Source organism: Streptomyces sp. col6, from assembly GCF_008042035.1.
In the GTDB taxonomy this organism is placed as follows: domain Bacteria; phylum Actinomycetota; class Actinomycetes; order Streptomycetales; family Streptomycetaceae; genus Streptomyces.
This window is the reverse complement of the sequence record NZ_RDBL01000027.1, coordinates 17,998-43,721: the sequence shown is the minus strand read 5'-3', so window position 1 is coordinate 43,721 and position 25,724 is coordinate 17,998. Positions and strand designations below refer to the sequence as shown.

General features: G+C 70.1%; 23 protein-coding genes and 3 pseudogenes. 13 read left to right on the top strand and 13 right to left on the bottom strand.

Annotated elements, in window-relative coordinates:
- Positions 1–134 precede the first annotated feature (134 nt).
- Positions 135–581, bottom strand: coding sequence for a hypothetical protein (locus tag EAO73_RS27175; protein ID WP_224756472.1), 447 nt, complete (start codon positions 579–581; stop codon positions 135–137).
- A gap of 113 nt (positions 582–694) precedes the next feature.
- Positions 695–865 (bottom strand): annotated as a pseudogene (locus tag EAO73_RS27170) (esterase); the annotation flags it as partial.
- Between the two features lie 127 nt (positions 866–992).
- Between EAO73_RS27170 and EAO73_RS27165 the strand changes: the two are divergent.
- Positions 993–1,210 (top strand): annotated as a pseudogene (locus tag EAO73_RS27165) (IS701 family transposase); the annotation flags it as partial.
- 762 nt (positions 1,211–1,972) lie between these two features.
- Positions 1,973–2,059, top strand: a pseudogene (locus tag EAO73_RS27160) (cold shock domain-containing protein); the annotation flags it as partial.
- A gap of 357 nt (positions 2,060–2,416) precedes the next feature.
- On the opposite strand, the gene mug reads toward EAO73_RS27160, so the two are convergent.
- Together mug and EAO73_RS37390 are read right to left on the bottom strand one after the other, a co-directional pair.
- The gene (mug, locus tag EAO73_RS27155) at positions 2,417–2,998 is read right to left on the bottom strand and encodes a G/U mismatch-specific DNA glycosylase (RefSeq protein ID WP_147974208.1); all 582 of its coding nucleotides are present in this window, start codon (positions 2,996–2,998) and stop codon (positions 2,417–2,419) included.
- A 335-nt stretch (positions 2,999–3,333) separates the two neighbouring features.
- On the bottom strand, positions 3,334–3,579 hold the full coding sequence (locus EAO73_RS37390) for a Mu transposase domain-containing protein (protein WP_412075352.1): 246 nt from the start codon (positions 3,577–3,579) through the stop codon (positions 3,334–3,336).
- Between the two features lie 149 nt (positions 3,580–3,728).
- Here EAO73_RS37390 and EAO73_RS27145 point away from each other — a divergent pair, with 149 nt between their 5' ends.
- The gene (locus EAO73_RS27145) at positions 3,729–4,907 is read left to right on the top strand and encodes a hypothetical protein (RefSeq protein ID WP_147974207.1); all 1,179 of its coding nucleotides are present in this window, start codon (positions 3,729–3,731) and stop codon (positions 4,905–4,907) included.
- Here the strand turns inward: EAO73_RS27145 and EAO73_RS27140 are convergent.
- The gene (locus tag EAO73_RS27140) at positions 4,894–5,112 is read right to left on the bottom strand and encodes a helix-turn-helix domain-containing protein (RefSeq protein ID WP_147974206.1); all 219 of its coding nucleotides are present in this window, start codon (positions 5,110–5,112) and stop codon (positions 4,894–4,896) included. The genes EAO73_RS27145 and EAO73_RS27140 overlap by 14 nt on opposite strands.
- A 198-nt stretch (positions 5,113–5,310) precedes the next feature.
- Positions 5,311–5,592 carry a GNAT family N-acetyltransferase gene (locus tag EAO73_RS27135; protein WP_263576314.1) on the bottom strand — a complete coding sequence of 94 codons (282 nt, stop codon included), beginning with the start codon at positions 5,590–5,592 and terminating at the stop codon, positions 5,311–5,313.
- Positions 5,593–5,984: 392 nt separating this feature from the next.
- Here EAO73_RS27135 and EAO73_RS27125 point away from each other — a divergent pair, with 392 nt between their 5' ends.
- Positions 5,985–6,290, top strand: coding sequence for a hypothetical protein (locus EAO73_RS27125; protein ID WP_147974205.1), 306 nt, complete (start codon positions 5,985–5,987; stop codon positions 6,288–6,290).
- Positions 6,291–6,988: 698 nt separating this feature from the next.
- Here the strand turns inward: EAO73_RS27125 and EAO73_RS27120 are convergent.
- Positions 6,989–8,512 carry an alpha/beta hydrolase gene (locus EAO73_RS27120; protein WP_147974204.1) on the bottom strand — a complete coding sequence of 508 codons (1,524 nt, stop codon included), beginning with the start codon at positions 8,510–8,512 and terminating at the stop codon, positions 6,989–6,991.
- Positions 8,513–9,273: 761 nt separating this feature from the next.
- Here EAO73_RS27120 and EAO73_RS27115 point away from each other — a divergent pair.
- On the top strand, positions 9,274–9,894 hold the full coding sequence (locus EAO73_RS27115; protein ID WP_147974203.1) for an SMI1/KNR4 family protein: 621 nt from the start codon (positions 9,274–9,276) through the stop codon (positions 9,892–9,894).
- On the opposite strand, the gene EAO73_RS37385 is transcribed toward EAO73_RS27115, so the two are convergent.
- The gene (locus EAO73_RS37385) at positions 9,812–10,267 is read right to left on the bottom strand and encodes a hypothetical protein (protein ID WP_412075347.1); all 456 of its coding nucleotides are present in this window, start codon (positions 10,265–10,267) and stop codon (positions 9,812–9,814) included. The two genes, EAO73_RS27115 and EAO73_RS37385, sit on opposite strands and share 83 nt — an antisense overlap.
- Here EAO73_RS37385 and EAO73_RS36135 point away from each other — a divergent pair.
- The 3 genes from EAO73_RS36135 to EAO73_RS27095 all read left to right on the top strand — a co-directional run bounded on the left by EAO73_RS36135 (position 10,266) and on the right by EAO73_RS27095 (position 13,935).
- Positions 10,266–10,562, top strand: a complete 297-nt coding sequence (locus EAO73_RS36135; protein ID WP_191134240.1) for a hypothetical protein — start codon at positions 10,266–10,268, stop codon at positions 10,560–10,562. The genes EAO73_RS37385 and EAO73_RS36135 overlap by 2 nt on opposite strands.
- Before the next feature lie 596 nt (positions 10,563–11,158).
- Positions 11,159–12,388, top strand: coding sequence for an MFS transporter (locus EAO73_RS27105; RefSeq protein WP_147974201.1), 1,230 nt, complete (start codon positions 11,159–11,161; stop codon positions 12,386–12,388).
- A gap of 503 nt (positions 12,389–12,891) precedes the next feature.
- The gene (locus EAO73_RS27095) at positions 12,892–13,935 is read left to right on the top strand and encodes a serine hydrolase domain-containing protein (RefSeq protein ID WP_147974200.1); all 1,044 of its coding nucleotides are present in this window, start codon (positions 12,892–12,894) and stop codon (positions 13,933–13,935) included.
- 18 nt (positions 13,936–13,953) lie between these two features.
- On the opposite strand, the gene alaS is transcribed toward EAO73_RS27095, so the two are convergent.
- From alaS to EAO73_RS27070, 5 genes are all read right to left on the bottom strand, one after another.
- Positions 13,954–16,596 (bottom strand): alanine--tRNA ligase, encoded by a 2,643-nt coding sequence (gene alaS / locus EAO73_RS27090; RefSeq protein WP_147974199.1) that lies wholly within the window; start codon positions 16,594–16,596, stop codon positions 13,954–13,956.
- Positions 16,597–16,614: 18 nt separating this feature from the next.
- Positions 16,615–17,193, bottom strand: a complete 579-nt coding sequence (locus EAO73_RS27085; protein WP_224756470.1) for a GNAT family N-acetyltransferase — start codon at positions 17,191–17,193, stop codon at positions 16,615–16,617.
- A gap of 98 nt (positions 17,194–17,291) precedes the next feature.
- Positions 17,292–18,065 carry an ABC transporter ATP-binding protein gene (locus EAO73_RS27080; RefSeq protein WP_147974197.1) on the bottom strand — a complete coding sequence of 258 codons (774 nt, stop codon included), beginning with the start codon at positions 18,063–18,065 and terminating at the stop codon, positions 17,292–17,294.
- On the bottom strand, positions 18,062–19,027 hold the full coding sequence (locus EAO73_RS27075; protein ID WP_147974196.1) for a FecCD family ABC transporter permease: 966 nt from the start codon (positions 19,025–19,027) through the stop codon (positions 18,062–18,064). The genes EAO73_RS27080 and EAO73_RS27075 overlap by 4 nt, the downstream gene beginning before the upstream one ends.
- A gap of 56 nt (positions 19,028–19,083) precedes the next feature.
- Positions 19,084–20,124 carry an ABC transporter substrate-binding protein gene (locus EAO73_RS27070; RefSeq protein WP_147974195.1) on the bottom strand — a complete coding sequence of 347 codons (1,041 nt, stop codon included), beginning with the start codon at positions 20,122–20,124 and terminating at the stop codon, positions 19,084–19,086.
- A 225-nt stretch (positions 20,125–20,349) separates the two neighbouring features.
- On the opposite strand from EAO73_RS27070, the gene EAO73_RS27065 reads away from it, so the two are divergent.
- From EAO73_RS27065 to EAO73_RS27045, 5 genes are all read left to right on the top strand, one after another.
- Positions 20,350–21,822 (top strand): PepSY-associated TM helix domain-containing protein, encoded by a 1,473-nt coding sequence (locus EAO73_RS27065; protein WP_147974194.1) that lies wholly within the window; start codon positions 20,350–20,352, stop codon positions 21,820–21,822.
- Positions 21,819–22,478 carry a DUF5134 domain-containing protein gene (locus EAO73_RS27060; protein WP_147974193.1) on the top strand — a complete coding sequence of 220 codons (660 nt, stop codon included), beginning with the start codon at positions 21,819–21,821 and terminating at the stop codon, positions 22,476–22,478. Before EAO73_RS27065 ends, EAO73_RS27060 begins: the two co-directional genes overlap by 4 nt.
- A gap of 119 nt (positions 22,479–22,597) precedes the next feature.
- Positions 22,598–22,813, top strand: a complete 216-nt coding sequence (locus tag EAO73_RS27055; protein WP_147974192.1) for a hypothetical protein — start codon at positions 22,598–22,600, stop codon at positions 22,811–22,813.
- Positions 22,813–25,092 (top strand): heavy metal translocating P-type ATPase, encoded by a 2,280-nt coding sequence (locus tag EAO73_RS27050; protein ID WP_147974191.1) that lies wholly within the window; start codon positions 22,813–22,815, stop codon positions 25,090–25,092. Before EAO73_RS27055 ends, EAO73_RS27050 begins: the two co-directional genes overlap by 1 nt.
- On the top strand, positions 25,092–25,610 hold the full coding sequence (locus EAO73_RS27045; RefSeq protein WP_224756469.1) for a copper chaperone PCu(A)C: 519 nt from the start codon (positions 25,092–25,094) through the stop codon (positions 25,608–25,610). The genes EAO73_RS27050 and EAO73_RS27045 overlap by 1 nt, the downstream gene beginning before the upstream one ends.
- Positions 25,611–25,724 lie beyond the last annotated feature (114 nt).

Here is a 25,724-nt window from a genome sequence, read left to right as displayed (position 1 = left end):
GAAGCTCACTGGTCGACGCTCTTCCCGAGCCGGAGGTGCCCGCCCCGTGTGTGGTCGGCGTCGACGAGCACACCGCCCGCAAGGGCCGCCACTACGGCACCGTTCTCGTCTACGTCGAGACCCGCCGCCCTGACCTACTGCCCGACCGGGAGGCATCGAGGCCGGCGGCCTGGCTCGCCGATCGGCCCGGCGTCGAGGTCGTGTGCGCGGCGAGCAGCGGGTTGGCCTGCTTCTGCGCGCCGATGGTGGTGGTGCGCTGGGTGCCGGCGAGCCGAGCAGAACGAGCCGACGCCGTGGGCGGGCCACACCGCTGTCTCGTCCGGGAACGTGGTCAGGCGCTTCAGGGACCGGTACTGGGCACGGGCGAGTTCTTCGGCGCGGGCGGCGGAGTTCACGATCAGCGACCCGCCGGTGAACACCTCCAGCTCCCGGGAGCCGTCCAGCAGGAGGAAGGACATGTGCTCGTCGGTATGCCCGGAGGTGGCAAGGGCCCACAGGGTCAGCCCGCCGAGGTCGACCTCGGCGCCGTCGGAGAGAGCGTGGTGAGGGAAGGCGCGGCGGCCGGCGGCGGAGGCGAGCACTGTGGCGCCGGTGTCGTGACCGAGCTGGACGGCGCCGGAAAGGAAGTCGGCGTGCAGATGCGTGTCCGCCGCGTACGCGACGGTCAGGCCGCGCCGCTCGGCTGCCGCCTGCGGTCCTCGTCCACCTCAGGCAGCTCCACGGAGCCGGACTGCGCCTCGTCAACAGCGGCACGGCCCTCGGCAGGGGCCAGGTCGAAGAGGTAAGGGGGCTGCGCGGTCGCCTCGGCAAAAGCGGCAGCGGCCGCTTCCAGGACGGGCCCGGGAGGGGCGGGAAAGGTAGGCATGACCGACGGTGATTCCCTTCTCAGCGCGCACCACTCCTTTCCTCGTAGCGCATCGCGGCGCCACCGGCCATCACTCGACGACCTCGCTCACCGGCACCGGGCTCACTGAGCGAAATCGAAGGTCGGCTGGGTCACCGGGAACGAGGGCCACGGCGGCAACCCAAGACTCCGTACGGCTCTGGAGGAACGCGGCATCGGCTATATCCTCGCGGTGGCATGCTCGACCGAAGTGCCCACCGGCGCGCAGGCACCTTCCGCGCCGATGCTCTGGCACGGAAGGTGCCGAAACGGGCCTGGCAGAAGCTTTCGGCTGGGCGCGGCGCGAAGGGGCAACGGTTCTACGACTAGGCCGTCATCGACCTCGCCCCGGCAGCCCCGGGCCGCCATCCGAACCATCGGCGCACCCAGATGACATCGAGGGGAATCCAGCGGGATGCCTCCCGATTCGCTTTCGGGACCGCCGCACCGGGCGTCGCCGAGCAAGCCGGGGTTCTGGCCGATGCCGCCTGCGCCCCGCACGCCGTGATCAGCACGGACGCGATCCAGGGCGCTGTGGAGGCGGTGAAAGCCGGCGCGCTCGTCCCGGCTGCCGCACACCCCGATCCCACCAGCGATGCTCACGGTGGTGAAGTGCGCGGATCCACTTCTCACTGGCCAGGCGTGCGACGGCTGACGAGCAGCGGTTCTGCGCGCGCTGCGACTGGCGTGCATGGTGAAGGGAAGGAGCGCTCATTTTCCCTCGCTCGCCCGTGCAGGCACCCCTTCGCCCTGCCTCCCTTCGGTCCTGCACTACTGACTTACCGTCACCTACTATCAGTGCACGATTCTGCAGGCCCGGCATGGGCTGTCCACGCTGGGCGAGCGCACGACAGGCCGAAGATGGAGAGAGACCGCCAGTCGGGCAGTCCCGGCCCTGGGCATCGCAAATACGCCGAAAGGGGCAGGGCTTGGCGGAGGTTGGGTCAGGGGCCTGTCCGGGGTCTGTCAGGGGTCTTCCTCATGTGCCGGCTCTGCCCCGGCGGGAGTCTGGGGGCATGAAGAAAAGTGGGGGACGGCGGCGGCTGAGACGCGTAATGATCACGTTCGCAGTGGTAGAGCAACGGATTCAAGACACTCACCGAGGGGCAGAACGTCGAGTTCGAGATTCAGGACGGCCAGAAGGGCCCATCTCCTGTGAACGTCACCGCCGTGTAGACCTGTAGGTCACTGTGACCCCCAAAACGGGGGCGAGGTTCTCGTTGGCCAGCTCCGACGCGCCCGCCCGCATGATCCCCCCGCAGACGAGATGGGGAGGGGTATCGGGTACGGCAAGGGCGCCAACCCCGGTGGCTCCAAGACCTGGCAGGGGAAACCCTGGCCCACCGACTGAAAGCCCCCCTGCCGTGCCACGCACCGTGCACCTTCAGGCCGACGCACGAACCAACGGCTGGACTGTGGCTCCGCCGCCACCTCGCCCTGGGCCGGCTCGGGAGGGTCGTAGAGAGTCTGAGCCAGCTGTACCACGACGAGGGGCCGGGCCGTCGGCCGGCCGGACGCCGCGCCTGCGATCTGTCAGGTCGTGCGGCGGTCGGGTATGCCGCAAGCCCGGCGCAGGCGGGCGAACTCCTGGGTGAGGGCGGGGAGCGGGAAGTGGGTGTTGCGGCCGCTCGGATTGGGCAGGACCCATACTCTGGCCGGTCCGATCCGGGATTCCTGCGGGCCGATGACGGCGTCGGGACCGGCGAAGGCCGTGCGGTAGCCGGTGATGCCCAGGGGGGCCACCCAGGCAGGTCGTAGTCTCTCGATCTTGGCCGTCAGGTGGCGGCCACCTTCGCGCAACTCCTCTTCGGTTAGTTCCTGCGCGGCCGCGGTGGGCCGGTCCACGATGTCACTGATGCCCAGCCCCAGCGGGAGGAGTTTGTGTTGTTCCTGGGGGGTGAACAGGCGCGGGGTGAAGCCGGAGAGGTGGAGCGCGGGCCAGAATCGGTTGCCCGGGCGGTTGAAGTGCAGCCCTGACGCAGCCGACCGCAGCCCGGGGTTAATTCCGCAGAACAGGACGAGCAGGCCCGGGCACACGAGATCGGGCAGCTGCGCGGAACGGGCGGCCTCGAGGTCGGCACGGCTGTAGCGCTTCCGGGGCGACTCGGGAGTCATGCCCGGACCCTACGTCCCCGACGCAACCGGCGCTGCGCATACCTAGGGGCGGGGCGGGTCACCAGAACAGGCCAGGACCGTGCTTGACCGTCGGCCGGACCGGGAAATCCTGTACGCACTCGGCTGCCACCGGAAGCGACTAACGGTACAGCAAATGAGTGAAGGTCCGGGATTACGGCGTATTGCGCTACGCCGCTTCCTTGACCGCTGCGGCCCACCAGGCGTCGTGGACCGGGGCGAACTTGGCGGCCGAGCGGGCCTGTTCGGGCGCCGCGCGCCGGGAAGGCTTCCGACTTGCGGATCAGGGCCTCCAGGTAGTGGTCCAGATCCAGACGTCAGCCGCCCATCGCGATCAGACGCTCGTGACGGGCCACTTCAACGTTCCGGTCGTAAACCACCAGGTAAGACGCGTGCAGCACGACTCGGACCCGCTTGCCGACCAGCCGGACCGGCACCGAGTAAGGGTTCGTGAGGACCGCGATCTGGCTGTAGCGGTCGTCCCTGGGAGTGAAGTCGGTCCGTCTCGAACGGCTCCTCGGGCAACGGCATGAGCGGCGGCCGCTCGACCTGGAAGTACTCATCGATCGTCCGCGGCCGCGATCCGCTCCGGCGCCGGCGATGACTCGACAGCGGAAAAATGGTTGCTGGCGCGCCGCAACGCTTAACTGCCGCCGCCGCACTTGAAGGGGGGAAGGGCGTTGAATCCGCACACACATCAGGAGTGTTCAGCATGAGCGCAGTCCACGTACGCACGAGAACGGCCGTCGCGGCGCTTGCCGTGACCGTGATCGCCCTGTCGGCGGTCACCGCGCACGCCGACGCCCGGTGGTGCGCTGCGGACCTGTCGGGTGTGGGGGATGCGGCGCTGACCGGAGTCACGCGCGTGGACGCCGACACCACCTGGGCCTACGGAGTGCAGGTCAGTCAGGAGGGCAAGGTCCAGCCCAGGACGCCGCTGCTGCTCGCCCGCGACGACGACGAGAAGGCCTGGCATCGGATACCGATGCCCGCGTTCGCCGACCGCTCCAACCAGATCAGCGAAATCAGCGCCGTGTCCCAGGACGACGCGTGGGCGGTCGGACTGTACGAGGAGAAGCGCGGTGCCTTTCTCACCCAGCACTGGGACGGCTCCGCATGGCAGGTGATCGGCGCGCCGGCACCGGCGGGCAAGCGGCTCTCGGGCGCCGGACTGCTGGACGTGTCGGCGCGGGCCACGGACGATGTGTGGGCGGTCGGCTGGCTCATCGTCGTCGACAGTGAGGAGCCCGACCCGGACAAGCCCGGGGGTACGATCCAGCAGACGCACGGGGAGGCGCTGGTCGAGCACTGGGACGGCACGGCGTGGCACATTGTGCCCGTGCCCGATGCGACCTCACTGTGGACGAATTCCGTCACCGCCCTCGCCGCCGACGACGTGTGGGTCTCCGGCTACACCTCCGACGACCAGCCCGTGATCCTGCACTACGACGGCGCTTCCTGGTCGCGCGTGCCGGTCCCGTACGACGGGATGAACGGCGAACTCATCGACCTGGAGGCCCGCGGCGCCCACAACATCTGGGCAGCAGGCCGCAAGCTGAACGACGACGCGGACACCGGACACGCGCTGCTGGCGCACTGGAACGGCCACACCTGGCGGCAGGTCCCCGCGCCCGCAGGCACCGGCCGGGTGAACGACCTGACACTCGCACCCCAGGGAATCGCGATCACAGGTGAACAGACGGACGGCACGCCGTACGTCATGCGCCTTCGGGACGACCGGTGGTCGAAGCTGTCCGTACCCTCGAACAGCGCGGACACAGGCAGCCACCTGACCGGAGTGGCCTGGACCCTTCATGGTGTTACCGCCGTCGGATACGAAGAGGGGGCCACAGGCCTGCCCAGCCCCCTGCTGCTAATCAGCGGGAATTGATCTCGCTGGCCGGCACATCCACGACCACGAGGGACTCCGCTCCGTCGGTCAAGCGGAACATGACCAGGTCGGGCAGGTAGGGGTGGACGTGGTTGCGGACCCACTGCGAGTACTGTCGGAGATCGGCCTTCTCCCAGTCGACGCCTATGACCGTGTGGTCGTTGGCGACGCCGTAGATGAGCAGTCCGCCACGGGTATCGGCCAACGTCCGCCTGCTCCTGGAAGCCCACGGCATTCACATCCCTGCCTCGACCGCCAGATTCCGCACACCGACTGACATTGCGAGGTTCCTCGACCTCGACGAGAACAAGATCAAACCGACGTGTTGATCTCCTGCAAGCCCTAAGAGGTCGTCTCGTTCGGTGCCGCAGGGACAGGGAGCGAGCTCGGTGGGTTCGGATGTTCAGGGGCAGGGAGTTCCGTTAATGGGCGGCGTAGGACGGTTCAGCCGCCAAACCACGGCGATCCCGCAGCCCGAGGGAACTGCGGGCGGCGTTCCCCGTTCACGCAGGACCTCGGTGAAGCCCAACCGGCGTGGAACCGCGGCACTGGAGGCGTCGGACAGGTCGTGCGTGATTTCCAGGTACTCCACATCCGGCAAGGTGAACATCTCGGTGACCATGGCCGCCGTTGCTCTGGTGGCGATGCCCTGTCCAGTGGCGGCAGGGTGCAGCCAGTACCCCATGCGGCCCAGGTGGCAGTCCTCGGCGACCGCCGGGTGGCCGTCACCGCGGCCCGGCTCCCCGAACACCCCTGAACAGCCGGGTTGCCGTCCGGGCCCGTACGTAAGGCGGCGGGGCGACGCCCTTCGCGCCGAACCGTTGCCGCCCGCACGGGCGGCCGCGCCGTTCCGCACGCGGTGGCCGGACCCGGTGACCCGCACGGTGCCCGCTGGGGGATCCGGGGCGCCCCGGCGTCCAGCGGGGGCCGCGGAGACTGCCGGTCCGTCGGTACCGATGGCGGCGGCCCGGCCATGTTGTCGCCCTCCCCTATCGGAGGCCCCGCGGCGGAGGCTCCAGATAGCTGTCGCGGTCCGTGTCCCAGTGCCGTCGCAGGGGGTCCCGCAGTGGGCTGTTCATGCCGGATACACCCGGGCTGGCGGCGATGCGGGATCTGATCGACTCATGGGGCATGGACCCGTTGCTGGACCACATGATCTCTTTGCCCCCTCCCCCAGGCAACGCTGAAAGCCTGACCATGTGCCTCGAACCGCTCTTCGGCCGCCTGCACGAGGCACTCATGGAACGGCCCGCGCAGAGCCCGCACATTCTTCAGATCCCGGAGGACGATACCGGCGCGGCCGGCTTCATGGAATCGTGGATGACCACGCTTCGCGAGCAGGCTGCTGCGGCTGGGGAGGCAACGGGCGGCAGCGAGGGGTGAGGACAAGCCTCGTGGGACTGGGCAGCGTTGAGCAGTGCTTCGCGCACCCGCAGGACGGGGCCTGCGGTGGCCGGTCCTGGCCTCTGCAGCCGAGGCCGGTCGCAGGAAACCAGGTGCTCGCGGCGCAGCGGCGCCGCCAGCGGCTGGAACAGGCCGGCCGTACCCCGCAGGCCCGCCTCGGCGCGCTCCTGGGCTCGACGCTGAACCCTCTCAATCCCCCGCGAGTCCGGGGCCGCTGACAGTGGCCCCGGACCCCGGCGGATCTCCGCCGGCTCTCCAGGACCTGTAGTACGCCGGGGTCCGGATCCAGGAGACGCCGCTCGATCAGGAGCAGCGAGCGCAGCCACGTCCCGTGCTTCTCCCAGTGAAGGGCGACCTGCGGGGGGCGGTGACCCAGTAGACCGGGTTCTTGGCGTAGTTCTAGATGCATCCCTCGTCGGCGGCTCCAGTGGGATGCCGGTGAAGTGGGCGGCGGGGAGGGGCGCCAGCTGCCAGGTGATGGTGTGCAGGTCGATGGTGTTGTAGTCGTCGATGAAGGCGGCGCTGTCGCCGTGGTCGAAGAAGAATTGCGCCAGGACGTCGTCCGGGCACCGCAAGGCGGCCACCGTCGGATCGGTACGGAAGGCCGGTCTCGGTACCTGCACCGCGGCGCCCCGTCGTCTTGGCACCGCCTGCGTCGCCGAGTACCGCTGCCGGGGCTACGCCTCGCAGGCCAGGTCGTGGGTGGGGAGCCGTCCCGTGCGCAGGTAGGCATTGACGCGCTCGTCGACGCAGGAGTTGCCGTACTCGCCGTACATGCCGTGCTGACGAGCCCCCTCCACGGTCAGCAGCCGGGAGCTCGGCCACTGCTCGCGCATGGCCTCGGCGCCGGCGTAGACGGTGCGGGGGTCGCCGGTGGCAGCGACGAGCAAGGCCGGGACGTCGTTGTCGAGCACGGTCGGCGCCTCGGCGGGCCGGTCCCAGAACTCGCAAGGGGTGATGTGGTTGGCCAGCGGTCCGGCGAGGGGGAACCGCTCACGGGACGCCTCGACCGCGTGCCAGTAGCTGCCGACGCCGCGCCGCTCTGCCACATCGCCGCAGACGATCGCGGTCATCTGGCTGGCGGACGCCGAGCCCGCCCCGGTCAGCAGGAACTCCAGGCGCCCGGTGAGCTCTTCGGACGGCTCGACCGGCTCCCGGTCTGCAGCGCGCGCCAGGAGACGTACGGTCGCGGCGAGATCGGCGCGCTGGTTGTCGAGGTCACTACCCAGGCCACCGATGAAGAAGAAGGGGAGCACGTGCTCGTCCAGCAGATACGCGTCCCCGATCCGCAGCGGCTCCTGAGCAGCAGCGCCCAGGATGTGCTCCACCGTCGCCAGGACCTTGCCCCGCGTAGCGCCCAGCCCGTAGGTGTCGTGCCGTGCGGCGGCCCAAGACGCCCATGCGCGCAGGGCCGCCTCGTTGGCCGCCTCGGCGCCGTGCAGCAGCGTCTGGCTGTAGCGATCCGGGAAATGGACGCCGTCGAGCACCATACGGTCGGTACGGCCGGGGAAGAGCTGTGTGTACACCTCACCGAGGTAACTGCCGTAGGAATAGCCGAGGTAGGAGAGGGCGTCCTCGCCGAGAGCGGCGCGGATGACGTCCATGTCGCGGGCCGTGTTGCGGGTGGTGACATACGGCAGCACGTCACCGTGGGCGCGCTCGCACCGCCCGGCCAGCTCGCGCGCGACGGCGACTTCCTTGCGGTACGCCGCCAGGTCGGCGCCCGCGGAGCGCAGGGGTGCGGAGCCGAGGTCCCAGCCACAGTCCAGCGGGGTGCTCCGGCCGACGAAGCGCGGGTCCATGCCGATCAGGTCGTAGCGGTCAGCGACCTCTCCCATCACCTCCGACTTGGTCAGTGGCATCTGGAGGCTGGGGCCGGCCGGTCCCCCGTCGTTGAGCAGCAGCGAACCGACGCGGTGGGCGGTATCGGTGGCCTTCAGACGGGATATGGCGACGGTGATGGTGCGACCGTCGGGGTCGGCGTAGTCAAGCGGCACGGTGATGTCGGCACAGTCGGCGCCGGCAGCATCCAGCGCCTGGCCCGTCTCGTCGTCGGCGTCGAGGGCGCAGGCATGCCAGTCGACGTGCTGGCCGTGGAAGCGGGCGAACGGTTTCGGGTCGGCGGCGGTGGCGCTGGTCGTGGTGGCGGTGAGCACCGCCGTGCACACCACGAAGGCCGCGAAGCGTCGAGGAGTTGACATACCCGCACGCTAGGGCGGCGGACCAGCGCCGCGGCCCCGCACGCGGTCGCGTCCTCGCCCTCCTTGATGGCATCGGCGGCGTCCCGCCAGCCAACGGAATCCTCACCGGACTTGACCCATCCGGCGGGCAGTTCCCCCTTCTTCGGCAGCGCCGCGATGAGCCCGTCGCTCGTGGGAACGCCGTGGTCGAGCAGGGGATCGGCGGGAGCGGGCGAGGGGTGTGACGGGGTGGGCGTTGAGTTGCTTGTCCCGTCGGAGCGCTCCGAAGACGCGATCTTCTGTTCGCCCTTGTTCTCGGAGCAGGAGGCGGTCCCCGCGATCACCGAAGCGGCGATGCCCAGCCCCACCGCTGTGCGCACGATTCTGCCCTGCCTCATCGCTCCACAACCCCCATACTCCGGACGCGGCCATATATCGGAGTACTGAATCGTAGCCTGCGATTCCTACAAGTCATATGACCCACAGGCCAGTTGGGCGTACAAGCGGACGGTGGACCGGGCTCGTAACAGCCGCTGCCGAGGCCAAACGAGGGCGGTGTGTTGCCAGCGCTTGAGGCCGTACTCCTCGAACCGGAGGCAATGGCGGCCGAATCGGTGGTTCGCGCACAGGGGCGGGCGTTCACTTGAGGTGATCACTCGTGAGCTCCACTTCGCCGCCGAAGCTCACACCTCTCCCAACTGGCGCTTTCAGCGTCACCGAGCGCCTGGAGGCGTTCGTGGAGGAGCACCGTACCCGCCTAGGCCGCTTCTTTCGGATCTTGCATGATGATCGGCATGAACACGGAAAACTGCGACCCGGCCGAGTTGGCCGCCCTCCGTGCGTTCTTCGCGCCCCGTCCCGAGGCGTCGCCGCCGGCCGGCTGGGAGGCGGTGCGGTTCTTCGAGGCAGAGCACGGCATCACGCTGCCGGAGCCTTACCGCACGTTCGTGGCGGAGGTCTGCGACGGCCTGCGGGCCGGGCCGCCCTACTACGGTCTGCTGCCCTTCGCGCAAACGCCCTCGGATTGGGGCTCCGGCCGCCCCGAGCGCCTGATCGCCGAACCGTTTCCCCTCAGGTCGACGTGGATATGGGAGAACGACGAGGAGGACGAGGAGGCATTGTCGGAGCAGGAACTTGAGTCCCGGCTGGACGCCGTGTTCGATCACGGCTCCCTGTTGCTGGGAACCGACGGCTGTGGCATGTACTGGCATCTGGTCGTCACCGGCCCGCAGCGCGGTCACGTCTGGCTGATCGACGAGTACGGCGCTATGCCCTTCGGTACCTCGCAGAGCACCTCCCCGATGCCGGGCACCCCTGGATTCACCGGATGGGTGGCCCACTGGGCCCAGGGCCGTTCCTGGTTCGCCGGTCCTCCGGGAGATGATCCGGAAGAAGCGGCCTAGGCAGGAATGAAGGAAGCCAACACGGGGTGGTCGATGTGGTGGTGCTCGATCTCCACTCCGTACACGCCGCCCATCGCCGCCCAGACCCGGCGACCCACCGCTTCTGCCACCGCGACCGAACATGCCGGCCGCCCTGGCATGCCACGGTCATGCGGGCAACGCGCCCGACGGGCACCTCGTCGACTAGGAGGTGGAGCTGAACGGCGGTGCGGTTGATGAGGTCACGGGCGCCAGAAGTGTTCAGAACGTGCTGATACACGTCATCGTCCAGGCCCGTTCGGTAACGCATGGCCGGATCATCAGCCGGGTTACGCAGCGCCCGGCGCAGGTCGACGCAGAGCCCGTCGGTGACCAGGTCATGCGACACCGGCATGACGGGCACCAATGGAATGGATGACAGCGGTAACGAAACCGCGTCCCTCAAGGATGGTGGTCTGCATGCCCGCCACGATCCCGGCCCACCGACCGTGGCGCACAGAGGTTGTCCGTTTGACAACGCCATCTCCGGCTACGCCGACGACGAGGCCGCTTGGCAGGTCACATCAGGGGCCATGCAGATGTGCTCCGCGCAGCCCTTGAAGCATCCTCAGGAGTTGCAGCGCCTGCTACTGCTTGCAGTACGCGCGCCGTGGCCGCTGGCCGGTCTGACTTTCCACGCTCCGGAGTGAACGCCCGGCGAATCGGCCCGCCGGGCAGGAACCGGGCCACTACGAAGATCACGAACCGTCTGTGCCGATCTTCGAAAAGGACCCGCTGGGCGCATCCTCGTCTCCCTGGCGGCCGTCGCTGCCGCGCTCGCCGCTCTCACCACCCCCGCCCACGCAGAAGCCGGGCCGCTCGGTGACAAGGGCAGCGTCCTGACCTTGCCCCTGACCGACGCCCTGCAGGCGCTGCCCGTCGCGGACGAGGCGCGTGCCGGCTACGAGCGGAGCAAGTTCAAGCACTGGGTCGACGCGGACAAGGACGGCTGCAACACCCGCAACGAAGTCCTCCAGGCGACGGCGTCCACCACGCCATGCTCGGCATCGCCCGCCTGCACAACCTCACCGTCGCCGGATAGGCAAACAAGCCGCGCCCGGAGGACCCGCGTCCAACCGGAGTCGAAGATCAATTGCGGGACAGCCCTTAGTCTCCATTTCGAGCCATAAATCAGAGCCAGCCAACGGTGGTACTCCTTGCGCTCTCCTCATCCCACGAGTGAACGCGTAAGCTTCACTGGCCACGAGTAGCCCTTACATTCTGCCGAGGCAACGGAGCCCTTCCCATGCCCCACTTGCTGCCGGACACACGACCGCAACGCATCCTCGCCCTCTCCAACTTTGTCTACACCATCGGCAGCGGCCTCTACCTGACCGCCGGGGTGCTGTATTTCACACAGGCGGTCCATCTGCCCGCCGGTCAGGTCGGCCTCGGCCTCGGCATTGCCGGCATCCTCGCCCTGGCCGCCGGCATCGCCGCGGGCCACCTGGCGGACCGGCGCGGCGCGCGCCGTGTCTATGTCGCCACTCTCGCCGTTCAGGCGGCGGCCACGGCCGCCTTCGTACTGGCCGACAGCTTCTGGCCGTTCGTCATCGCGGTGTGCGCGGCAACGGGTGCCAAGGGTGCGGGCCTTGCCGCCCGCAGCCCGCTCATCCGGCATCACGGCGGGGAGCGGCCTCAGGAGTTCCGCGCCTACCTGCGGGCAGTGAGCAACATTGGTATCTCGGTGGGTGCGGTGCTGGCGGGCTGGGCCGTCCAGGTCGGCAGCCACACGTCGTACACGCTGCTCGTCATCGGCAACGCGGTTGCTTTCGCCGCGTCCGCGGCTGTGATGTTCATGCTGCCGAAGGTCGCTCCGGTACCGGTGTCGCACGGGCCGCGCTGGATCGCACTGCGCGACCGCCCGTATCTCGCGCTCACTGTCCTCGACGGCGTCATGGCCATTCAGTTCAAGGTGCTCACCGTCGCCATCCCCTTGTGGCTGGTCACCCGCACCGAAGCCCCGCACTGGCTCATCTCGGGCACCATGCTCCTCAACACGCTCCTCGTCATCGGATTCCAGATTCGCGCAAGCCGCAACATCGACAACCCCACCACAGGCGCATGGGCCTACCGCCGCTCCGGGGTGGCCTTCCTTGCAGCCTGCGCCCTGATCTCCCTGTCCGCGGGCGTACCGGGATGGGCCGCCGCCTCACTCCTGCTGACCGCGGTCGTCGTCCACACCATCGGAGAACTGTGGCACTCAGCAGCCGGCTTCGAAGTGTCCTTCGCCCTGGCCCCGCCCCACGCCACCGGCCAATACCTCGGAGTGTTCGGCCTTGGCGCCGGCCTGGCCGAAGCCGTCGGACCAGCCCTGCTCATCTCCCTGTGCATCACCTGGGGCCGCCCCGGCTGGTACATCGTCGGCACCATGTTCCTCCTCGCAGGCCTAGCCGCGCCCCCCACTGTCACCTGGGCACAAAACGCACAAGCGGAAAATCTCTTCATCAAGGGAACAAGGCATCAAGTGGCATGATCATGAGCCGAGGACCACACCAAGGACAAGCCGCTCAACACCGAGCAGCGCTTTTCCGCAGGCCACGAACTGAGGGCCACCCGCAAAGTCAGCGCGGATCAGCCATGGCCGACCGCGTTCTTGCTGAAGCTTCGATATCCACAGACAACAAAGCACCCCGCACCCAGGCCTCAGATGCTGATCCCGTGCGCCCCTCTGAGCAGCTGTCTTGTCTCAGCGGACCACGTCAACGCGGTTTCGATACCGACCACAGGGTCCCGCTCGCTGAGGCGTGGGACAGGCAAGGGCGCCTACAACTGGACCCCCGAGCGGTGCCAACGATCTAACGGCCGAGCGCTCGCTGGTCACGGTCACCGCAAAGTGGCTGCCGCCCGCCGACTCCGCGTCCTGCACCTACCTCGTCGACTGGACCGCCAACTGCGCTGGGGCCTGACCGCCGACGAAGCCGAGCAGAAGGCGCTTCTCAAGAGCGCCGAGAGATGCCCCACACGAAGAGGGAGACCATGCCGCACCACACAGACCGCATCGAGAACCTGCTGAGCGAAGGCATCCGGGACAAGGTCTATCCGGGCGTGGTGTGGGCTGTCGGCGACTCCGGCGGCGTTCAGGCGTCCGGTGCCACCGGGGCCTTGGACCCCGATGAAATCGACGTGAGGATGCGGCGGGACACTGTCTTCGACGCCGCCAGTCTGACCAAGATCCTTGCGGTCTGGGCGTCAATCGGCGCGCTGTGGGCGGACAGCGTCCTCGACCTCGACGCCCCGCTCGGCACCTTCTGGGGCGAGGTCGCGGGTCATCCCCTCGGCGCCGTAACAGCTCGCCAGCTCTTGACCCATACCGCCGGTCTGCCTCTCCGCGCCCAGCTGAAGAACCTCTACGGCAGCGATCCCGTCGCCATTCGCCGCGGGGTTCTGCGAGAAGCCCTCAATCGACCGCCCGGTGAAGCCGTCGAGTACACCGACCGGGCCGCCCTCATCCTCGGCTACCTCGCCGAACACCTCTCCGGTCAACCGCTCGACCAACTGGCCGCGAAAAAAACTTGGCGCCCACTCGGCATGGACTCCACCCGGTACGGGCCGCTGCCCGCCGACCTCGCAGCCAAGTGCGCTCCCACCGAACTCGACCAGGACACCGGCACCCACCTCAGGGGCGTCGCCCACGACTTCTCCGCCCGGCTCCTGGGCGGAGTGTGCGGTATCGCCGGCGTCTTCACTGTCCTCGACGACCTGGCCGTCTTCCTGCGCTACATGCTCGACCACACCACAGCCCCCGCCGAGGCGGGCTTCGGCGCCGAGTGGAGCGCCCACTCCCTCACCGTGCAGACCGGCGGCCTCCAACCGGAGCGCGGCCTGTTCTGGCACCCGGCCCCCGGCACCACCGACGAGCAGGACGTCTGGGTCCACTACGGCTTCACCGGCACCGGAATGTGGATCTCCCCCACGCAAGACCGATGGGCGGTACTGCTGACCAACAAGCTCTACTACACCCGCGACCGACAGCCACTGACCGACGTCCGCAACTCTTTCCGACAGTTGGCCTTCGCCTGATCAGTGGCCAGGCAGTCCTTACGCGTTGATCACAGCAGGCAGTCCCGCGAGGGCACCGGAGACTCCGGCCGGCCCGAGGCCGCCGCCCTGGGCCACCTCCGCGGAGCCGCCGCCCCGGCCTCCGAGGAGCTGCTTCACCAACTGGGCGGCGTTCATACCGGCACCCTGGGCCGCCTTGTTGAGGGCGAGGACGAGTGCTCCGTCCACGGTGCCCACCGCGACCGCTCCCGGCGTGTCGGCGGGCAGGCGGTCGCGGACGGCCAGGGCGAGGGCGCGGGCCTCCTGGGCGGTGCCCTCCGTCGTGGTGGTGACGACGCGTACGCCGTTCGCGTCGGCCGCCGCGTCGGCGAGTTCCCCGGCGCGGGCGACGGTGGCCAGCTGCTTGAGGCGGGCGTTCTCCCGGTCGGCGGCCTTGAGCCGGTCCAGGAGGCCGGCGATACGGTCGGGCAGTTCGGCGCGTGGGGCTCCGAGCTGCTCGGCGATCCGTGCCACCAGGTCCCGTTCGCGGGCCAGGTAGCCGAAGCCCTCGATGCCCACGGCGGCCTCCAGGCGGCGCATGCCCGCGCCGACCGAGCCCTCCGAGGTGAGCGCGACGGTGCCGATCTGGGAGGCGTGTGCGACGTGGGTGCCGCCGCACAGTTCCCGGGACCAGGCCCCGCCGATCTCGACGACGCGCACCTTCTCCCCGTACGTCTCGTCGAAGAGGGCGAGCGCGCCGAGTTCCTTGGCCTCGGGCAGGGTCATCCATCGCACGCCGACGGGCAGGTCGCGGCGCAGGGCACGGTTGGCGGCCTCCTCGATCTCGCTGCGGAGGGCCGGGGTCGGGGCGCCGCGCCAGGGGAAGTCGAGGCGCAGATAGCCGGGGCGGTTGTAGGAGCCGGCCTGGAGGGCGGTGGGGCCGAGGACCTCGCGCAGCGCGGCGTGCAGGACGTGGGTGCCGGAGTGGGCCTGGCGGGCGCCGAGCCGCCACTCGGGGTCGACGGCGGCGTGCACGGTGTCGTCTGGGGCGAGTTCGCCCGCGGTGACGCGGACCTGGTGGGCGACGAGGCCGGGCAGCGGGCGCTGGACGTCGAGGACTTCGGCCTCGGCCGAGGCGCCGGACAGCAGCCCGGCGTCGCTGTCCTGGCCGCCGGACTCGGCGTAGAACGGCGTCCGGTCCAGGACGACGGTGACGATGTCGCCGGTGCGCGCCACCGGTACCGGGCCGGCCGGGCCAAGCAGCGCGAGAACGCGGGATTCCGTCTCCAGGGTGTCCCAGGCCCGCCAGTCGGTGGGCCCGTGCGCATCGAGGACGGTGCGCAGGGCGGTGGTGTCCGCGGCGCCGCCGGCCTTGCGGGCGCGGGCGTCCGCACGGGCCCGCTCACGCTGTTCGTTCATCAGCGCGGTGAAGCCTTCGCGGTCGACCTCGACGCCCTGCTCGGCAGCCATCTCCAGGGTGAGGTCGATGGGAAAGCCGTAGGTGTCGTGCAGCAGGAACGCCTGGGCACCGGGCAGTGACCGGCCACCGCTCTCCTTGACCCGGGCGACGGCGGTGTCGAGGACGGCGGTGCCCTGCTTGAGGGAGGAGCGGAAGGCGTCCTCCTCGGCCCCGGCCTGATCGGCGATGCGGGGATAGGCGTCCGCGACCTCCGGGTAGCTGGGCGCCATGCAGTCGCGGGCCACCGGCAGCAGTTCGGTCAGCGCGAGGTCCTCGTAGCCCAGCAGCCGCATGGAGCGGACGGCGCGGCGCAGGATACGGCGCAGTACGTAGCCCCGGCCCTCGTTGCCCGGCGCGGTACCGTCGGCGAGGAGCATGAGGGCGGTACGCACGTGGTCGGCGACGACCCGCAGCCGTACGTCGGCCTCCGCGTCCGCCCCGTAACGGATGCCGGCCAGGTCCGCGGCCCGTTGCAGGACGGGGCGCGTCTCGTCGATCTCGTAGAGGTTGTCCACGCCCTGGAGGAGGGTGGCCATGCGCTCCAGGCCCATGCCGGTGTCGATGTTCCGGCGGGGCAGTTCCCCGCGGATCGGGTAGCCGGACTTGCCGGGGCCCGGGCCGCGCTCGTACTGCATGAAGACGAGGTTCCAGAACTCCATGTACCGGTCCTCGTCGACCGCCGGGCCGCCCTCGCGGCCGAAGGACGGGCCCCGGTCGTAGTACAGCTCGGAGCAGGGGCCGCACGGTCCGGGGACGCCCATGGACCAGAAGTTGTCCTCGTCCCCCCGTTCCACGATCCGCTCGTCGGGCAGGCCCGCGACCCGTCGCCAGATTCCGCGCGACTCGCTGTCGGAGTGGTGGACGGTCACCCAGATCCTGGCCGGGTCCAGCCCGTAGCCGCCCTCGGCCTGCGGGCTCGTGGAGAGGTCCCAGGCGTAGGCGATGCCCTCTTCCTTGAAGTAGTCGCCGAAGGAGAAGTTGCCGTTCATCTGGAAGAACGAGCCGTGCCGGGTGGTGCGGCCGACCTCCTCGATGTCCAGCGTCCGCACGCACTTCTGCACGCTGGTGGCCCGCTCCCACGGGACGGGCGCCTCACCGGTGAAGTACGGCTTGAACGGCACCATGCCGGCGTTGACGAACAGCAGCGTCGGGTCCGGGGTCGGCAGGGGCGCGCTGGGGACGACCGAGTGGCCCCGGGCGGCGAAGAAGTCGAGGAAGCGGCTGCGGATGTCGGCGGTACGCACAAGGAGTCCTTCGGTCGGTCACAGGGGGAGGGGAACGGCAGTCCGGCCCGGGTGCCGGGGGCCGAGGAAGACCGCGATGCCAGTGTTCTCGCACGCGGGGTGGGTGGCCTGGGCCCAGCCCAGGCGTCGGTAGAAGCTCATCGCGTCGCGGGCCCGTACGGAGGTCAGCAGCCAGCACCGGCCATCCGGGGCGTCCGCTGTGACCCGTTCCAGGAGAGCCGCGCCCACTCCTTGACCTCGGGCGTCGGCGGACACCGCGAGTTCGTCGACCTCACGGCTACCGCAGAGCCACTGCGCCGTACGGCCGGGCCCCAGGGCCGCCGCCGCGCGGGGGTAACAGCGGCCGGAGGGCAAGGGTGTGGGGGTGGTCCAGGCGGTGGCCAGACCGACGAGCCGGTCGTCGCGGAACGCGCCGACCGCGGTGAACCCGGGGTGGGCGACGTCGTCCGACAGGCGGCGTATGAACCCGTCCGCCGCCGAGGCGTCCTCGGACCAAGGAGGGCCGCCGAACGCCTCCGCGTACACCTGACGGGCGTCCTCGTGGCGGGCGAGGAGTTCCGAGCCGGTGAGAGGGCGCAGCACCACCGGAGTCCGCACGGCCTCTCCTTTTCGCATATTGATCGCTACTGCAACCAGTGTGCAATAAGGTACTCGCTCGCGTGGCCCGGCGAAGGCTTCACTGGTTCCGCGGGACCTCATGGTGCGAGTGGGTCCGCCTCGTACGTGACCCGGATGATGCCGTCGGGGTGCCGTTCGGCCCGGGCGCCGACCCCGAAGACCTTCTGGAGGAGGTGAGGGGTGAGGACATCGAGCACCGGGCCGGCCGCGACGGCCCGGCCGTGGTGGAGGACGACGAGACGGTCGCAGAAGCGGGCGGCCAGATCGAGATCGTGCAGTACGGCGAGGGTCGTGACTCCCGCCTTCCGGATCAGGCCGAGAAGTTCGAACCGGGCGCGGATGTCGAGATGGTTGGTCAGTTCGTCCAGAACGAGTAGCCCCGGGGCCTGGGCGAGAGCACGGGCGAGCAGGACACGCTGGCGTTCACCGCCGGAGAGCGAGGCGAGGTCGCGGTGGGCGAGCGGCGCGATGCCGCAGTTCTCCATCGCCTCGGTGACGGCGCGCCGGTCGGCGGCGCCGCCACGGCCCAGCAGCCCGTGGTGCGGGTTGCGGCCGAGCGCGACCGTCTCGATGACGGTCAGACCGCCCGCGCCCGCCCCGTCCTGGAGGACGGCGGCAGTGTGCCGGGCGGCGGCCCGGGGGGAGAGCCGCCAGACGTCATGCCCGTCCACCTCGACGATTCCCGCTGCGGGGCGCAGTGATCGGTAGACCGCTCGCAGCAGGGTGGACTTGCCGCTCCCGTTGGGGCCCACGAGGCCCACGACGTGGCCCGGTGACACGTCGAGGCCGACATCGCGCAGGACCGGGGTCGTGCCGAGCGTGAGGTGGAGTGCGTCCACGGTCAGTCTCATGCGGTGTCGATCCCCCTGTTGCGGCGCAGCAGCCAGAGGAAGAACGGTGCCCCGAGGAGTGCGGTGAGGATGCCCAGCGGCAGTTCGTTGGGCCGGTTGACGGTGCGGGAGAGCAGGTCGACCAGTACGAGGTAGACGGCCCCGAGGAGCGCGCTCAGGGGAAGCAGCCGGCGATGGTCCGCGCCGAGGGCGAGGCGTACCAGGTGCGGGATCATCAGGCCGACGAAGCCGATGCCGCCCGCGACCGCGATGACGGTCCCGGTGAGAAGGGCGGCCACCACCAGCAGCATTCCACGGGTGCGGTGCACGTCCACGCCGAGGGACGTCGCCGACTCGTCCCCGGCGAGCAACGCGTTCAGGCGGCCTCCGAAGGAGGCGAGGACCACCGTCCCGGTGATCACCACCGCTGTGACCGTGGGAAGTTGGCTCCAGCGGGCGCCGGAGACACTGCCCAGCATCCAGAACATGACACTCCGCAGCTCGGTGGGTGTGGCCCGCAGTTGCGCGAAGCTCGTCGCCGAGAGCAGCACGTAGCCGACTGCCACCCCCGCGAGGACGAGTCGTGTGGGCGCGAGCCGTCCCCCTCGTTGCCCGAGTGCGAAGACCAGCAGCCCGGCGATGAGGGCGCCCGCGAACGCCGCTCCGGAGACGCCGAGTCCACCGAGTCCGGTTCCGCCGAGCGTGATCACGAGGACGGCGCCCAGTGAGGCGCCGTGCGAGAAGCCGAGCACCGTGGGGTCGGCGAGGGGGTTGGCGACGAGGGTCTGGAGGACAGCTCCGGCGACGGCGAGTCCCGCTCCCACAACGGCGGCGAGGATCACACGCGGGGTGCGGAACTGCCAGACGATCTGGTCGAGGGCCACGTCGTCCACCGGCCCCCGGCCTGTGACGTGGTGGACGAGTACCGCCCATACGTCTCCGGCCGGCACGTTGACCGCGCCGATGCCGACAGCGAGAACCATCGAGACCAGGAGCGCGGCGGTGAGCGCCAGAGCGCAGAGCGGGAGCGGCAGCCGACTCAGAAGGCGTCGGGGTGCAGCATCCGGGCGATCTTCTCGACCGCCACGTCGTTGCTGGGGCCGAGGTACATCGAGTCGGACAGCACCACGAATGTGTTCTTCTTGGCTGCGGGCCACTGGGGGAACTCCTTGAGCAGCTTCTTCGCGTATGCCGTCGGGTCCGGGTCGTTGTAGCTGACGACCACGAGGGCGTCCACGTCGGTGGCGGCGACCTTCTCCTTGCTGAGGTCGGCGAAGGAGGACTTCGACGCGCTCGCGAAGGCGTTGCTGCCCCCGGCTTCGGCGAGGATGTCGTTGTAGATGCCATGTGCCGCGACGGAGCTGAAGTCGTTCCCGCCCATGGTCATGTTGGAGAAGATGACCATGACCTTCGGCTTCTTCGCGTTGCGGACCTTGGCGGCCACGGCGGCGATGTTCTGCCGTTCGGTGGCGACGAGCTTCTCCGCCTTCTCCGCGACGCCGAACACCTTGCCCATGTCGCGCAGCAGGGTGTAGCTGTCGTCGATCGTCATGTTCAGGTTGTCCTGTCCGCAGCCCTCGGGTGAGACATAGGTGCGAGCCCCGATCTCCTTGAGCTGCTCGCGGGTGGCGAACCCGTTCTTGGCATCGAAGCCGTACGACGTGGTGGAGAGAACGAAGTCGGGCCGCAGACCGATCATGGCCTCGCGTGGGATGTCGAAGGCTTCGTTCGGCTTCACGCCGCCCGTGGGAAGATCCGCGATCTTCCGCGCGCGTCCGGGGACTTCGGACATTCCGTAGGTCTGCTGGTTGGAAACGATCCGGTCGCCCTGGCCCAAGGCCAGCAGCGTCGACACCTCGGCGACCGATGCCCCGTTCATGACGACGACCCGGCTGGGCGCGTGGTCGAAGCTCTGGTCGGTCCCGCAGTTCCTGAGCGTGACGGGATACGTGCCCTGCGATGCCGCGTCAGTGGAATTCTCGGCTGCGCCGGCCACGTCCGAACCGGTCGTCCCGGAACAGCCGGCGGTGAGACACAAGAAGGCGGCGAGTGCGACGGCTGCCGGCCTGGGTGTCGGCATGAAGGTTCTCCTCGGCGATGAAGTGGGGGCGCCTTGGGGCGCTGTTGCAGGAGTCGAGGGCCAGGGCGAGGAAGTTCCCGTCGACGCGCGGGTATCCCGCCTGCCCGAGCCCTCAACGCCTGTGATGCACAACACACTTCGACTGCGGGAACTCGCGCGCCCTTCGGTCCGACTCCTGTACGTGCACGTCACCGTCCCCACCGGTCCACGCATGAGGAAGAGCCGATGACCGAGACCACGCCTGCCGCGTCCCCACCGCTCCGGCAACGCCAGACCGAGGAAGCCGCCCCGCCCGGGGACTTCGCCACACCCATGCCGAGAAACGGCGGCGGAGCCTGGAGCGGTCTGCGGCCCCTCCTGCTTCGCCTGCACTTCTACGCGGGCATCCTCATCGGCCCATTTCTGCTCGTAGCCGCCGTGACCGGGCTGCTCTACACGGCGACGCCGCAGATCGAGTCTGTCGTCTACCACCACGAACTGAAGGTCACTCCGCGTGGCGAGCCGAAGCCGCTCGCCGCCCAGGTGGACGCCGCCCGCGAGGCGATACCCGGCGGGCAGCTCGTATCCGTCACCAAGGGGGCGGGGGACAGCGATACGACGAGGGTGACGTTCAACGTCGAGGGACTGCCCGAGGGCTACACGCAGACCGCCTTCGTCGATCCGTACGACGCGCAGGTGCGCGGGACGCTGCGCACGTTCGGCGAGTGGCTGCCCGTACGGGCGTGGTTCGACAGCCTGCACCGCACGCTGCACCTGGGAGAGTTCGGCCGCAACTACAGCGAGATCGCCGCGAGCTGGCTGTGGGTCGAGGTGCTGGGCGGACTCGCTCTGTGGCTGGGAGCCCCACGCGGCCGCGAGCGCCTGCGCAAGTGGTTCGTGCCGCGCCGAAGCCCCAAGGGGCGCAAGCGCACGCTGTCCTGGCACGGGGCCGTGGGCTTGTGGGTGTCGGCGGGCTTCTTGGCTCTCTCGGCGACGGGACTGACGTGGTCCGCGCACGCGGGCGTGAACATCGGCAAGATCCAGGACTCGCTGGGCGGGGCGACACCGTCCGTCTCCTCGACCCTGGGCGCGGCGGGCTCGAAGCAGCCCGCGCCCGGCACTTCCGCCTCGCAGGTCGATCTCGACGGGGCTGTCCGCATCGCCCGTGCCGAAGGGCTGCGCGGCAAGCTCGTCATCAGTCCGCCCGCAGGCGGCGGGAGCGCGTACGTCGTCAAGGAGAACACCCGGCACTGGCCGGAGCAGCAGGACTCGGTGGCCATCGACCCCACCACCGGCAAGGTCACGGACAAGCTCGTCTTCGACGACTTCCCCGTCCTCGCCCAACTCACCCGCTGGGGCATCGACGCCCACATGGGCCTGCTCTTCGGCCTCGCCAACCAGATCGCTCTCGCGGTCATCGCCCTCGCGCTCATCGGGATGCTCTTCTGGGGCTACCGCATGTGGTGGCTGCGCCGCCCGACCCGAGGCGGCGGGACACGGCTCGGCCGGCCGCCGGCGCGGGGGGCGTGGCGGCGGGTTCCGGGCAGGGTCATGGCCCCGCTCGTCGTCGTGACCGCCGTCGTCGCCTACTACCTGCCGCTGTTCGGGCTGCCTCTGGTCTGCTTCCTGCTCGCGGACCTGGCAATCGCCCAACTGCGCCGACGCGGGCGCACGCACACGGAAGCACAGACCGAGAAGCCGAAGGAGATGGCCCGATGATCGCCGCCACCGGGCTGCGCTGGATTCTGACGCTGCTCTTCTGCGCACTGGCCGCCTACGGTCTGTGGCGCGCGTTCGCGGCCCGTTCGCATGCGTGGAGCACACGGCTCGCGCACGGGCTGCACGCGGTGATGGCGCTGGCCATGTTCGCGATGGCCTGGTCCTGGGGCATGGATCTGCCCGCTTCCCCGCAGGTGGTCTTCTTCTCCGCCGCCGCGGTCTGGTTCGTGGTGGCCGCCCTCGCTCTGCCCGCGGGCCCCGAACCGCGGGGGCGAGCCTTCGCCGGCGCGCTGCCGCACGCTCTGATGACCGGCGCGATGGCATGGATGGCCGCCGCGATGTCGTCCGGCATGTCCATGGGGGCGGCGGGCGCCGGTCAGGCGCACGACATGCCGGGGATGGACATGTCCGCACCCGGAGCGCTCGCGACGATGACGCTCAGCGGGACCGGCGACCGCTGGAGCGCGTGTCTGCTCGCGCTCCTCCTGCTCGCCCTCGCGCTGGGGTGGCTCGCGAAGGGCTTCGACACCGGCCGCGCGGCGCCCCGCGTGACCGGCGACGTGTCATCGGGCGGGGCGGCACACGCTGCGTGGGACCTGGGGTGTCACGGGCTGATGGCGCTGGGCATGGCGGTGATGTTCGCCCTCATGGTGTGAGGAGTCGGGCGAATGGCCGATACGTGACGCACGCCACCCGGGTCTGGGGGAACTCGCGGCCCGGGGCGGCCGACCACTGGTGCGTACGACTCGCACTACTCTCGCCCGGAGCCTGCCCCATGGACCACTCGGTGACGCCCCGCACCCAACGGCGTCCGTCTCCTGCCCCGTACGCACTGCTCGGGGGCTTCGTGCTCCTGCTGTCCGCGCTGTTCGCCGTCTCGTACGGGGCCGGCCGCCTCGCCGGCCCCGTCGCCCCCGATATGCGCGGAGTCACGCAGCCGGACGAACCGGGCCCGCACGACATGGGCGGCATGAGCGGGATGGACCACTGATGGGCCGGGAAGCCGCCCCGCCCACGCTCATCACGACGGACCTGCTGGTCGGCGGGATGACGTGTGCGGCCTGCGTGCGCAGGGTGGAGAAGAAGCTCGGCGCCCTGGAAGGCGTGCGCGCAACCGTCAACCTGGCCACCGGCACGGCGCGTGTCGAGCATCCGGCGGACCTCGGTACGGACGTGCTCGTCGCGGCCGTCGAGAGCGGGGGGTACACCGCGCGCCTTCCTGAACCCCGCTCCTCGGCCGGGGAGGGGCCGAGCGAGGAGACCGGATCCGGGCAAACGCAACGGCTCGTCGTGACCGCGCTTCTCGCCCTCCCCGTTCTCGTCCTGTCCATGGGGCCCTCGCTCCAGTTCCGGAACTGGCAGTGGCTGTGCTTCGTCCTCGCCGCTCCCGTCGCGGCCTGGGGCGCGTGGCCCTTCCACGAACGGGCCTGGCAGGGGCTGCGGCACGGTACGGCCACGATGGACACGCTCGTCTCGCTCGGCGTCCTCGCCTCCTTCGGCTGGTCCACGTACGCGCTCTTCCTCGGCAGCGCCGGCACTCCCGGCATGCGGATGTCCTTCACGCTGCTGCCGACGGCCTCCGACGGAATGGCGCACGTCTACCTCGAAGCGGCGGTCGGCGTCCCGCTCTTCGTGCTCCTCGGCCGCCACCTGGAGGCCCGGGCCCGGCGCGGCACCTCGGCCGCCCTGCGCGCCCTCGCCCAACTCGGCGTGAAGGAGGTGACGGTGCGCGACGGGAAGACCGAACGGACCGTTCCTGCAGCGAGCTTGGTCACCGGGCAGGTCTTCCTCGTGAGGCCGGGGGAACGTGTCGCGACCGACGGCGAGGTGGTGGAGGGAGCGTCCGCCGTGGATCTGTCCCTCGTGACCGGTGAGACGCGGCCCGTCGAGGTCGAGGCGGGCTCCGCTGTCACGGGCGGCTCGGTCAACGTCGGCGGACTGCTGCTCGTACGTGCGACGGCCGTCGGTGCCGACACCCAGCTGGCCCGCATCACAGCTCTCGTCACCGAAGCCCAGGCCGGGAAGGCCCGTGCCCAGCGGCTCGCGGACACCGTGGCCGGGGTCTTCGTACCCATCGTGCTCACCCTCGCGGTCACCGTCCTCGGCTTCTGGCTCGGAGCGGGCGCGGACCCGCAGCCGGCCGTCACCGCCTGCGTCGCGGTCCTGGTGGTCGCCTGCCCCTGCGCGCTCGGCCTCGCGACCCCCACCGCGCTCATGGCAGCCACGGGCAGGGGTGCCCAGCTCGGCATCCTGGTCAAAGGCCCCCAGGCCCTGGAAGCGCTCCGGCGGATCGACACCGTCGTGCTCGACAAGACGGGGACCCTGACCTCCGGTCATCTCACCGTCGCCTCCCTCACCGCACGCCCCGAAGGCATCGGCGCGCACGAGGCGTTGCGGCTCGCGGCCATCCTCGAGACCGGCTCCGAGCACCCACTGGGCCGGGCCCTCGTCCGGCACGGCGAGCGCACACTGCCCGAAGGATCCGTACGCCCCGGGGTGCTCCGCGAGTTCGCCGCGCTGCCCGGAAACGGTGTACGCGGACACGTGGACGGACGGCTCGTAGAGGTCGCCGCACCCGAGGGAGAGCTGCCCCCGGAGCTGGACGCGGCCCTCACCACCGCACTGGAAGCCGCCCACACCCCGGTCCTGGTCCGCGTCGACGGGCAGCCCGAGGCCGTCCTGGCCCTCGGCGACGTCGTACGCCCCGGCAGCTACCACGCCGTCGACCGGCTGCGACGGCTCGGCATTCACCCCGTCCTCGCCACCGGGGACCGGGAGGAACCCGCGAGAGCCGTGGCCGACGCGCTCGGCATCCACGAGACCCACTCCCGCTGCACCCCCCAGGGCAAGGCCGAACTCGTCCGTTCACTGCGCGCGCGGGGCAGGCGGGTCGCCGTCGTCGGGGACGGCGTCAACGACGCGGCGGCACTCGCCGGAGCCGACCTGGGCATCGCCATGGGAACCGGCACGGACGTCGCCATCGGCGCCGCCGATGTCACCCTCGTCCGCGACGACATCGATGCCTTGGCGGACGCCGTGCGTCTGGCCCGCGCCACCCTCGCCACCATCCGGGGCAACCTGCTGTGGGCCTTCGGCTACAACGTCATCACCCTTCCGCTCGCCATGGTCGGCCTGCTCAACCCGATGCTCGCCGCCGCCGCGATGTCCCTGAGCTCCGTTCTCGTCGTTCTCGGGAGTCTCCGTCTGCGCCGCTGGCAGCCGACGCCGGCTGCCGCGCGCCGGCGCCCCACCTCGCGGGTGACCTTCTGATGACCCTTGTCGAAGCGCGCCTGCGCACGTCGCTCACCGCCGTCGGCGTTCCCGTCCTCGCCTCCGGCCTCGCGCTCGCGGGGCTCGGTGCCTGGACCGCGAGTGGACGCGCCGGAGGCCCTCCGCACGTGGGCGTCACCCGGGCGTACGTCTACCGGTCGTTCGGCTCCACACCGGAGACGGCCGCGTTCTTCACCCTCACCAACGACGGGGGCTCCGCAGCCCGGCTCGTACGCGTCACCTCGCCCGACACCACCGAACCGCCCGCACTCAGCGGACACCGGATGACGTCGTCCAACGGTGCCTACCGGCAGCGCGTCGACTCCGTCCTCGTCCCCGCGCGGGACGGGCTCACCATGAACCCGCACGGGAACGACGTGACCGTCCGGCCGAAGAGTCCGTTGCGCCCCGGTGAAGTGGTGTCGTTCACCCTCCATTTCGCCCACGGGAAGCCCTTGCGGGTCAACGCCGTCGTGGTGCGGCCCGGCACCGAGAAGAACCTTCCTCCCCGCCCGTAGCGCCATGACCCGCACCACTTCCCCCGCGCACGGCATACGCCGACACCGCACGCCAGCAGTGAGATGTCGGGCATGGGCGGCAAGCCGGACACCCGCCCATGTCGCGCGGGCCCC